Annotated in this window: 8 protein-coding genes; 3 read left to right on the forward strand and 5 right to left on the reverse strand. The window is 65.9% G+C overall.

Features of this window, described 5'->3' with window-relative positions:
- The 5 genes from MUO23_07930 to MUO23_07950 form a co-directional block, all read right to left on the reverse strand.
- Positions 1 to 1,118 (reverse strand): ABC transporter permease (locus MUO23_07930; protein MCJ7512883.1); only part of this gene is annotated, 1,118 nt, incomplete at its 3' end.
- A gap of 3 nt (positions 1,119 to 1,121) precedes the next feature.
- Positions 1,122 to 2,402 carry an ABC transporter permease gene (locus tag MUO23_07935; GenBank protein ID MCJ7512884.1) on the reverse strand — a complete coding sequence of 427 codons (1,281 nt, stop codon included), beginning with the start codon at positions 2,400 to 2,402 and terminating at the stop codon, positions 1,122 to 1,124.
- A gap of 11 nt (positions 2,403 to 2,413) precedes the next feature.
- Entirely contained in the window at positions 2,414 to 3,973 is a 1,560-nt protein-coding gene (locus tag MUO23_07940; GenBank protein MCJ7512885.1) for an ABC transporter ATP-binding protein, read from the reverse strand.
- Between the two features lie 188 nt (positions 3,974 to 4,161).
- A complete protein-coding gene (locus MUO23_07945; GenBank protein ID MCJ7512886.1) occupies positions 4,162 to 5,268 on the reverse strand; it encodes a BMP family ABC transporter substrate-binding protein in 1,107 nt (368 codons plus the stop codon).
- 225 nt (positions 5,269 to 5,493) lie between these two features.
- Positions 5,494 to 7,698 (reverse strand): DNA translocase FtsK 4TM domain-containing protein, encoded by a 2,205-nt coding sequence (locus tag MUO23_07950; GenBank protein MCJ7512887.1) that lies wholly within the window; start codon positions 7,696 to 7,698, stop codon positions 5,494 to 5,496.
- A 189-nt stretch (positions 7,699 to 7,887) separates the two neighbouring features.
- Between MUO23_07950 and MUO23_07955 the strand changes: the two genes are divergently transcribed.
- From MUO23_07955 to recF, 3 genes are all read left to right on the forward strand, one after another.
- A complete protein-coding gene (locus MUO23_07955) occupies positions 7,888 to 9,558 on the forward strand; it encodes a cyclic nucleotide-binding domain-containing protein (protein MCJ7512888.1) in 1,671 nt (556 codons plus the stop codon).
- Complete coding sequence (gene def / locus MUO23_07960; GenBank protein ID MCJ7512889.1) at positions 9,545 to 10,072, forward strand: peptide deformylase; 528 nt, start codon at positions 9,545 to 9,547, stop codon at positions 10,070 to 10,072. Before MUO23_07955 ends, def begins: the two co-directional genes overlap by 14 nt.
- 52 nt (positions 10,073 to 10,124) lie before the next feature.
- Positions 10,125 to 11,086 (forward strand): DNA replication and repair protein RecF (recF, locus tag MUO23_07965; GenBank protein ID MCJ7512890.1); only part of this gene is annotated, 962 nt, incomplete at its 3' end.

Here is an 11,086-nt window from a genome sequence, read left to right on the forward strand (position 1 = left end):
AGCGAATCGGCGAAGCCGAAGAGCAGGCCAGCCCCAAAGGCGCCGAACGGCATCCAGTTGCCGAAGATCATCGCCGCCAGGCCGATGAAGCCCCGCCCGGCCGTCATCACCTCGTCGAAACGCCCAACGGATCCGAGAGTGAAGTAGGCCCCGGCAAATCCGGCCATCATGCCGCTCAGCAGGACGGCCACGTAGCGCGTGCGGAAGACGTTGATTCCCAGCGTGTCGGCCGCCCGCGGGTGTTCACCAACGGACCGAGTACGCAGTCCCCAGCGGGTGTAGAACAGAGCGAAGTGAATCAGCGCCAGGAAGATGAACAGGGCGTAGACGAACAGGTTGTTGAAGAACAGGATCGGCCCGATGAACGGGATGTTCACCAACCCGGGGATGCCGAAGGCGGTGAACACTGGCGGATTGTTCAACACCTGGTACTCTTGCATGAACTTGGCCGAGATGAAGGACGTCATGCCGATCGAGAAGATGTTGATCACCGTCCCAGATACAATCTGATTGGTCTTGTACTTGATCGACAACACGGCGTGGATCAGCGCCAGCAGGGCGCCGGCAGCCACGGCCGCAATCAATCCCACCCACATATTGCCAGCGATCGAGCCAAAAAGGGCCGCCACCATTGCCCCCATCAACATCATGCCCTCGATGGCGATGTTGACGACACCTGCCCGTTCGGAAAGCACGCCCGACAGCGCGCCCAGCGTGATGGGGACAGCCGCCGAGAGCGTCGTGGCGATCAAGCCGGCCAGGTTGAGCGACTTATCGGCCGCCGACCAGACCAGGAAGCCAAAGACAAAGGCCCCGGCCACCAGTCCCAGCATCAGTGTCGTCCAGCGGCCGAAGCCGCGCACCAGCTGCACCAGCCCCACCACGCCGGCGATCCCGGCCAGCACGTACAGCGTCAGTTGGGTCGGCAGCACCAGGTTCGGCAGCGGGGTGACATCGAAGCCGCCGGCCGTCAGGCCGAAGGTCGTCACCGATTGCGGCGAGGTCTGCAGGCCGAAGAACAGCAGTCCCAGCCCGAAGCCCAGGAACACCACGCCCATCACCCGCTGACGGGTGGGGGAGACACGGACGAACTCACGATGAAATGCGACTGTGGCCATCGACTACGACCCCCATCCCCGCAGGGCGATTCCCTCATCGCCCTCCGCTGGGGCCTTCAGGCGGTAGATCGTGCGGATGATCGCCGGAGCAGCGATGAAGGCCAGGATCAGCGCCTGCAGGATCGAGATGATGTCGATCGGGATGCCGGAGACCACCATCATGCGAGTGGCCCCGTTGCGCAGCGCCCCGAAGAGCAGCGCCGAGAGCACCACCCCCAGGGGATGGCTCTTGCCCAGCAGCGCCAGGGCGATGCTGTCGAAGCCGTAGCCGGAGGAGAAGGCCATCGCCAGGTTGTAGTTCACCCCCAGGACCTCATTCGAGCCGGCCAGGCCGCCCAACCCACCCGAGAGCGTCATCGCCATCACCGTCCACAGGAAGATGCTCATCCCGGCGTATCGGGCGGCGTGAAGGTTGGCGCCCACGCTACGCAGGTCGAAACCCCAGCGGGTCTTGAACAGGAACCAGTAGACCAGGTAGGCCACGATCAGGGCCAAGAAGAAGCCAGCGTGAAAGCGGATCGGGCTGTCGAAGAAGCGCGGTAGCTTGGCGGTATCCTGGATGAACGGGCTCACGGGGTTGAACGAGTCCGGCCGTTTCATCGGGCCGGTGAGGAGCCAGTCGGAGAGCCGGAAAGCGATGTAGTTGAGCATGATGGTGTTGATAACTTCGTGCGCGCCGGTGCGGGCCTTGAGATAGCCGGGGATGAAGCCCCACAGCGCCCCGCCGGCAAATCCCGCCAGCAGCGTGAGCGGCAGATGGATCCACAGCGGCAAACCGGTGAGCGAGTAGCCGACGAAGGCAGACGTGATCGCACCGATGAACAGCTGGCCTTCCACGCCGATGTTGAACAGCCCGCCCCGGAAGCCCAGGGCGACCGCCAAACCGCCGTAGATGTAGGGGGTCGACGCCACCAGCGTTTCAAAGAAGGGGTTGAAGGCACGGCGGATCGCCATCGGGTCGCCGCTTTCCAGAGCAGCCTTGATCTTGGCCGGGTCGCCAATGGCGCCGGCGAACAGGGCGGCGTAGGTGCTGACGATCAACTCGAATGAGGCTTTCAGGCCGGCCCCGATCGAGTCGCGGAATGCCACCCAGACGTCTTCGGAGCTCAGCGCGATGATCACCGCTCCGATCAACAGCGCCGTGAATACCGACAACAACGGCACCAACACCAGGTCAGCGATCTTGCGCCAGCGCGACTTGGTGAGCTGGCTGGGGCCCTCCCCCATCAATTCTTGGACGAGGACCTTGGAGGCATCGGGCTTAGGAGACGGATTGGTCGCCAAGAGCTTCCTCGCTACAGCGTGACTTCGACCTTGGTCGGCCGGCTCGGCTGGCCCGCCTGCTCGAGGGGCACACCCGCCATCAGCAGGCCGACGTATGCCTTGCTGACTTCTTCGGCGTTCAAGATAGCGACGATTTTGCCGCGATACATCACGGCGATTCGATCGGAAAGCTGCATCACCTCGTCCAGTTCGGGCGACACAAGCAGCACGGCGCATCCCTGATCGCGCTTCTCGATGATGCGCCGGTGGATGTACTCGATTGATCCGACATCCAGTCCGCGGGTCGGCTGCGAGGCGACAAGCAGTTGGATGGGTCGCGAGAACTCCCGCGCCACAATCACCTTCTGTTGGTTGCCGCCCGAGAGGGAGCCGACTGGCGTGCCCGGGCCGGGAGTGCGGATGTCAAACTCCCCGATCAGCATGCGGGCGTTGTCATCGATCGCCGCGTACTGGATGTTCACACCCTTGCTGTAGGGCGGCAGATAGTAGGTCTGCAACACCAGATTCTCGGAGACTGGGAAGGGCAGGATCAATCCGTCGCGCTGACGGTCCTCGGGGATGTGGGCCACGCCAGCCTCGGTGACCGAGCGCGGCGTCGCCCGGCTCAGATCGGTGCCCAGCAGCATGATCGTGCCCGACTCGACCTTGCGCAGCGCGGTCAATGCCTGCACCAGCTCGGTCTGGCCATTGCCCTGCACGCCCGCCACACCCAACACCTCGCCGGCGCGGACATCGAAGGTCACCCCGTCCACCGCCACCTGACGACGGTCGTCAATCACCACCAGGTCGGTGACGTGCAGCACGGGCTCGCCCGCTTTGTGCGCTTCCTTATCCACCTCGAGCTGCACCGCTCGCCCGACCATCATCGCCGCCAGCTTGGCCTTGTCGGCCTCAGCCGGGGTCGTCGAACCCACTACCGCTCCACGCCGCAACACGGTGATCCGGTCGGCAACATCGAGCACCTCGCGCAGCTTGTGGGTGATGAAGATGATGGATTTTCCCTGCTGCGCCAGAGAACGCATGATCTTGAAGAGTTCGTCGGCTTCTTGCGGCGCCAGCACCGCAGTCGGCTCATCCAGGATCAGGATGTCGGCCTCGCGGTACAGCAGCTTGATAATCTCCACCCGCTGCTGCACGCCTACAGGAAGGTCACGCACGTATGCGTCCGGATCGACCGCCAGGCCGAACTGCTCGGAGATCTTGGCGACCCGCCTGGCGGTCGTCTTGCGGTCGAGGACGACCCCGGCCCGCAGCGTCTCTTCGCCAAGCATGACGTTTTCAGTGACGGTGAAGACCGGCACGAGCATGAAATGCTGGTGCACCATGCCCACGCCGGCGGCAATGGCGTCGGACGGGGAGTGGACCTCGATCGCCTGCCCGCGCACGCGGATCTCGCCTTCATCCGGTTTGTACAGGCCGTACAGGATATTCATCAGCGTCGTCTTGCCGGCGCCGTTCTCCCCGAGCAAGGCATGGATCTCCCCCTGCTCGAGGGTCAGGTCGATGTGGTCATTCGCCAACACGCCGGGAAAACGCTTGCTGATCTGCTTGAGTTCGAGGACAGGAGCCATGCTCCCCCCAGGCTGCGCCCGTTCACCTGCCTGGCGGAGCGCAGGCACGACTCCGGGCGGGGATTGCGCTTGCCGCCGTGCCCATCTGGCGCCCGATCACCGTGTGGAAGCGCGGCCGACCGGTGCAGGGCTGGTAATACAGGCTGGGGGCAGCGAGAGCTGCCCCCAGCCCCACAGTATTCAGGACCTTACGGGGAGGTCTTGATCTCGCCCGCAATGACCTTGGCCGCAACGTCCTGGAGCTCAGCCTGCAACTCGGCAGGAACCATCGAGGCCATGTCATGGAAGTCCGCCAGACCGACACCGCCGTTCTCCAGCGTGCCGACTGTCACGCCACCGGCGTACGACCCATCCAGCACCGTCTTGACCACATTCATCGTCGTCACGTCCATGTTCTTCAGGACGGAGGTCAGGATGATCGCGGCGTACTCGGGGGCGGTCAGGAACCAGTCAGAGTCCACGCCGATGATGTAGGCGTTGCCGCGTTCCTGGGCGGCGGCTGCCGTGCCCAGGCCGACGGGGCCAGCGACCGGCATGATGATGTCGGCGCCTTCGTCCATCAGCGTCTCGCCGAGGCGGCGACCGTCATCGGTGCTCTCGAAGTTGCCGGTGAACAGGCCCGTCTGCGCCGCAGGATCCCAGCCGAGAACCTCGACCGCGGTGCCCTTCTGAGCGTTGTAGTAGTCGACGCCCAGGGCGAAGCCGTCCATGAACACGGTCACGGGCGGGATCTGAATGCCGCCAAAGGTGCCGACCTTGCCGGTCTTGGTCATGCCGGCAGCGGCATAGCCAGCCAGGAAGGCGGCCTCATTGGTGTTGAACACCTGCCCGACCACGTTCGGGATCGTCGGGTCATAGGCGTAGTCGACGATCGTGAAACTCACATCCGGATTGGCCGTGGCCCCGGCGGCCGTGGCGTCACCCAGCAGGAAGCCGACGGTCACGATCAGATCGCAGCCCTCTTCGATGAAGGCGTTGATGTTCTTCTCGTAGTCGGTCTGCTGCTGCGACTCGAGGTACTTGCCCTCGACGCCGAGCTGGTCCATCGAGTCGGTCACGCCCTTCCAGGCGGTGGCGTTGAACGACTTATCATCGATGCCGCCGGTGTCGGTCACCTGGCAGACCAGGCCCGTCGGCTCCGGTGGGGCCTCGGTCGGCGGAGGCGGTGGGGCCTCGGTTGGAGCGGCCGGCGGAGCTTCGGGGGGCGCCGGGGCCTCGGTGGCCGCCGGTGCGCACGCCGACAGCACCAGGGCCGCCATGACGAGCAGCGACAGTAAGGCGTATGACTTCTTCATTCCTTCTATTCCTCCTCAGGGTATCTGGTTCGGGCCGGTCCGGCCCGCGATCCACGTTGTCTTTGAGGCTGCGTGCGGAGAAGTTGTCCTGCCGGTGAGCACCCCTTTCATCGAAGGCCTGACGACCGATCGGGTCTCAGAGTTTCTCTTGACGGACGTTTTGTAATGGTAGCACGAGAGGCACTCAGGCGCAACGCGCCCGGGGCCGCCCCCGCTCCCCGGCCTTCACTCCGGCCCTTCCCCCATGGGCAGGGGGCCGTAGTCCAGCACCTCGCGTGCCTGCGAACCCTCCTTGGCCGGTCCGATTATGGCGTTGGCTTCGAGCTGATCGATCAGGCGGGCGGAGCGGGTATAGCCTATACGCATCCGCCGCTGCAGCAGCGAGATTGACGCCCGGCGCATGCCGCGCACAATCGCCACCGCCTCCGGATACAGCGGATCCCCTGCCTCCGCCCCTTTGCCGCCTTCCATCTCCTCCCAGAGCGGCGCCTGCTTGAGCGGGACGCCGGATGGGAGCGCCATCCCCACCGGCAGGGCGGTACCCGCGCTCGGGCTTTCGCCGGTGCGGGCCGCCGCCCGCCAGAAGAGGATCAGGCGGTTGAGCTCGATCTCGGAGACGTAGGCGCCCTGCATGCGCACCGGGGCGGCGGCATCCGGCGCCTGGAAGAGCATGTCCCCCCGGCCCAGCAGCCGCTCCGCCCCCGGCTGGTCGAGGATCACCCGGCTGTCGACCGACGAGGCCACGGCGAAGGCGATGCGGGAGGGGAAGTTGGCCTTGATCAAGCCGGTGACCACGTCCACCGACGGGCGCTGGGTGGCGATCACCAAGTGAATCCCCGTGGCCCGCGCCAGTTGTGCCAGGCGGGTCACCACCCGCTCGGTCTCGTCCGGGGCCATCATCATCAGATCCGCCAGTTCATCGATGACCACGACCAGGAACGGCATGGCTTTCTGCCCGGCAGCCGCCGCCTTGGCGTTGAACTCCATGATGTTGCGGGCGCCGTCACGGGCGAACTTGCGGTAGCGCTCGTCCATCTCGCGCGCCACCCACTGCAGGGCCGGCACGACTCGCTCCAGATCCACCACTACCGGCGCCAGCAGGTGAGGTACACCGTTGTAGAAGGTCAGCTCGACCCGCTTGGGATCGACCATGACGAACTTGAGCTCGTCGGGGGTGGCCTGCATCAGCAGGCAGGCGATAATGGCGTTGACGCACACCGACTTGCCCGAGCCCGTTGTGCCGGCGATCAGCAGATGCGGCATCGATGCCAGGTCAGCCGCGATCGGCTGGCCGGAGACATCGCGGCCGAGGGCGATGCGCAGCTTCGAGGTCACCTTGCGCGCCTGCGGCGACTCCAGTAGGTCGCGTAGCGCCACCAGGGAGACCTCCGGGTTGGGGACTTCGATGCCCACGAAGCCCTTGCCCGGCACCGGCGCTTCCACCCGGATCGAGGTCGCGGCCAGCGCCAGCGCCAGGTCATCCGCCAGGGCCGAGATCTTGCTGATCTTGACCTTGGTCCGCCGGCCGCCCCGTCCGTCGAGGAAATCCGGCTCGACGCCGAATTGGGTGATCGTCGGGCCGCGGTTGGTTTCCACCACATGCGCCGGCGCGCCGAAGGCCATCAGCGTCTCTTCGATCATCTTGGCGCGTTGGCGGTCGAAGGCATCATCGGCTTTGCCTTCGACCCCGGGCTCCAGGATCTCGGCAATCTCCGGCAACGACCACGCCGGCTGGGAGGGTACAACCTCCGGCGCTATCTCGAGCGCCGGCTGCGGCCGGGGCGGCACGGCGGGTCGCGAGGGCGCGGCCCCAGGCCCCGGCGGGGTGCCCTCCATCGGACGCCGAGGTGCAGCCACGGTCGGCGCTGCGGCAACTGGGCGGGCGGGCACAGGCTGGGGGAGACGTGACACCCATGCCACCAGCGAGGTCCGGCTGATCAGGCCCGCCGCCCAAACGCCCACTGCCAGCAGCACAACCGCCCCCCCAGCGGCTCCCAGCCCGCTGAGCAACAGGTAGGCAATCGTTCCCCCGATCATGCCACCGCCCTGGCCTTGCCGTGCCATCTCGACCGTCTGGGCCCAGTCGTCCGCTCCTAACACCGCATGCAAGACGGCCAGCAGGGCCAGGTACAGCAGTCCGACGCCCACGATCTGTCCGATCGTCAGGCGCGGCAGCCGTTCGCCGAAGTGGCGCAGCACCAGCCAGAGCCCGATGGCGATCAGGCCGATCGGGACCACGATCAGCCCCCAGCCGACCAACGAGCGCAGAAGCAGAATCCAACTCCGCCCTAGGCCGGTCGGTCCCGAAAGCATCAGCCAGAGCGTCAATCCCCCAGTTAGGGCCAGGACGACGCCGAGCACGTCCAGCTTCCGCTCACGCGAGAGCGGCCAAACGCCTGACGGCAGCGCAATGGATAGTCTGGAGGCCACGCCGGACTTGCTGGACGCTCGGCGCTTGCCCGCATCCGACCGGCCGGAGGATCGGCCGCCTCGTGTCCGGATTCGAGAGTCCCTTTTGGTTTTCCTTCTGGCCAAGCCGCTTCTCCAGGCGGATTATAGCATGCGCCCCCTTTCGCCCGTCGTGGATCGACCGCGCCTCCCGCATGCTACAATTTGTCTATGGCCGCTCCGCAGGCCGTTCACCTGTTGCGCACGCTGCCTCTGCTGCGCAGCTTGAGCGAGCAAGAGCTGCAGTCGGTTGCTGGCAGCCTGCGGGTCCGGCACCTTTCCCCCGGTGAGCTCCTTTTCGACGTGGGGGCGCCCGCCGAGGCGCTGTGCTTGGTCGCCAGCGGAAGCCTCGAGATCCTGGGGCCATCCTCAACCGAACAGACGGGAACCCCAGCATCGCCCGGGAGCCTGCAAACTGGCGATCTGCTCGGGGCGCATCAGGTTCTCGACCGCTTGCCATTCCCCTACGCCTGCCGCGCCAGCGCCCCGGCCGAGGTGTATCTGTGGCGTCACAACCTGCTGCGCGCCTTCCTGGAGGCGCACCCCGGGCTGGAGGCCGAGCTGCTCTTTGCCGGGAGGGTCGAGGATCGAGCGCGCCGGTTGTCGATCGGCTGGCTGCGGGCGGACGAGCGGGCCTTGGCTACCGAGCGTCGCCATCCCTATGCCTTCTGGCGCTCCCTGGTTCTGCCCATGACGCTCTTACTGTCGCTGGTTTTCGTCCTGGCGGTCGCCCTCGGGCTTGAGGCGGCCTGGGCTGGCTGGGGAACCGCAGCCCTGGCGCTGCTGGTGATCGGCTCGATCGTGTGGAAGTGGTTCGACTGGCGCAATGACTCGTATGTTCTGACCAACCAACGGATTGTTTGGATGGAGAAGGTGGTGGCCCTGTATGACAGCCGGGTGGAAGCCCCGCTGCACACGATCCTCTCGCTCAATACCCATTCAACCGTGGCGGGCCGCTGGTTTGGGTTCGGCGACCTGGTCATCCGCACCTACACCGGGCAGGTAACGCTGCCGTCCGTCGCCCATCCGGAACTGTTGGCACTGATGCTCGAGGATGGCTGGCGCCGGCAGCGAGAGCAACAGCTACAACTCGAGCGCCAGGCAATGGCCCGCAGCCTGCAGACGCGGGCCGAGGCCCAATCGAGCCCGGCTCCGGCGCCCGGGTTGATCTCGGGAGCGGCAACGCAGCGGGCGGCACACGCCGTCGGCCTCGATCGCTGGTCACTGGAGATGCGCTTCGTTGATGGTGACGTGATCACCTACCGCAAGCACTGGGCCGGCCTGCTGCGGGACCTGTTGTGGCCCGGGACGCTGTTGGTGCTCAGCCTGGGGCTGGTCGGGCTAAGCCTGGCCGGCGCCTGGGCCTTTCTGCCGGCAGGCCTCACCTTCCTCGGCCTGGGCGGACTGGTGATCGCCGCGCTGGGGTGGGGATTGTATGAGTTCGCCGATTGGACAAACGAGGTCTACCAGATCAGCTCGACCCACATCCTGTCGATCCACAAGAAGCCGCTCGGCGACGAAGAGCGCCAGGTGGCGGCCCTCGACAACATCCTGGGCACGGAGGTCGATCGCAAGGGCCTGCTCGGCCAGTTGCTGAATTTCGGCAACGTCGTCGCCAATGTCGGTTCGACCCAGCTGACGTTCGAAGGCGTGTTCCATCCAGTGGGTGCCCAGCAGGACATCGTGCGCGCCCAGGAAGCGCTGATACAACGCAAACGCGGCCTGGAGCTTGGACAACGCCGGGACGAAATGGTAGAATTGATGCACCTGTACGACCAACGCAAGTCCTCCCGTCCCTATGCGGCGGAAGCCGAAGAGCCTCGACAAGATGCCGATTCGTGAGATCATCACTTCGCCAGCCCCTGTGCTGCGCACCCGCGCCCACACGGTCCGTGAGGTCACGCCGGAGATCCGGCAGCTGCTGGAGGACATGGTCGAGACCATGCGGGCTGCGCCGGGGGTCGGGCTGGCCGCACCGCAGGTCGGCGTCAGTCAACGGCTGATCGTCGTTGAATACGCCGACGAGGACGAAACCCAGGGCGAGATCCCGCAAGTGCCGAAGCTGCACCTCATGGTCAATCCCGAAATCGTCCGCCGCTCCTCCGAGAGCGTCGCCGGCGTCGAGGGCTGCCTGTCGATCCCCGGCTACCTCGGGACCGTCTATCGGGCGGAGGCCGTGACCGTCAAGGGGCTGAACCGCCAGGGTCAACCGATGCGGGTCAAGGCAACGGGCTGGCTGGCACGCATCTTCCAGCACGAGATCGATCATCTGGACGGCATCCTGTACATCGACCGCGCAAGCGAGGTTTGGCGGCCGGAGCCGCAGGAGGCGGCTGCCGCCGCCGTTCCGGTGTAGGCCGGCTCGCCTTCCGGGCCACGCCGGATCACCCGGCTAGAATCCTCCGCGCATGCAACTCCGCCACCTCTCGCTCACCAACTTCCGCAACTTCGCCCGCCTAGAAACCAGCCTCTCTCCCGGCGCTACCCTGATCGTCGGAGCCAATGCCCAGGGCAAGACCAGCTTGCTCGAGGCGATCGGCTATCTGGCCACGGCCAGCTCTGTCCACGCCAGCAGCGACCGCCAGCTGATCAACTTCCTCAGCCTGCAGGAGTCAGCCCCGTTCTTTCGCTTGTCGGCCGAGGTCCAGCGCGGAGATCGCCTGCAGCGGATCGAGATCCGCCTGATCGCCAGCCGCAGCGCCGACGGTGAGGAAGGCCGTCTGCAGAAGGAGATCTTGATCAACGGAATCCGGCGGCGCCCGGCGGACTTGACCACGGGTTTGAATGCCGTCCTCTTCCAGCCGCATGACCTGGTGATCGTGGAAGGAGCCCCTTCCGAGCGTCGCCGCTATCTGGACAACGCCATCTCGCAGGCGGATTCGGAGTATGCCGTCAGTCATCATGAATATGCCCGGGTGGTCACACAGCGTAACGCCTTGCTGCGCCAACTCCAGGAAAGCCGCCGCGGCCTCGACCAGCTCGACTTCTGGGATGAGCAGCTGGCGGACCTGGGTTCCATCTTGATGCGCGGTCGCAGCCTGGCCCTGGCGGAAATCGAACGCTTGGCGGCGCCGCTGTTTTCTGAACTCACCCGCAGCCAGGAAGCGCTCGGCCTCCAGTATCTGCCGAGCACCTCCAGCCTGGCGCCGGCCGCCGGCCAACTTGACCTGCCCTTGAAGTCGCTGCCGTCCTCGCCTTCCGCCGTCTCGCGCCCCACGCTTCGAGCCTCGCTGCTGGAGGCCGTCCAGCGCCAGCGCTCAGAAGAGGTTGCCCGAGGCATGACCCTGTTCGGCCCACACCGTGACGAGCTCCGCATCACCTCCAACGGACTGGACCTGCGCATGTACGGCTCGCGCGGCCAGAACCGAAC

This window comes from Anaerolineales bacterium (genome assembly GCA_022866145.1).
Lineage (GTDB): Bacteria > Chloroflexota > Anaerolineae > Anaerolineales > E44-bin32 > PFL42.

What these genes read in the sequence shown, in the direction of transcription:
- MUO23_07940 (MCJ7512885.1), bottom strand. Translation starts at nt 3,973, where the DNA reads ATGGCTCCTGTCCTCGAACTCAAGCAGATCAGCAAGCGTTTTCCCGGC.
- def (MCJ7512889.1), top strand. Translation starts at nt 9,545, where the DNA reads ATGCCGATTCGTGAGATCATCACTTCGCCAGCCCCTGTGCTGCGCACC.
- MUO23_07955 (MCJ7512888.1), top strand. Translation starts at nt 7,888, where the DNA reads ATGGCCGCTCCGCAGGCCGTTCACCTGTTGCGCACGCTGCCTCTGCTG.
- MUO23_07945 (MCJ7512886.1), bottom strand. Translation starts at nt 5,268, where the DNA reads ATGAAGAAGTCATACGCCTTACTGTCGCTGCTCGTCATGGCGGCCCTG.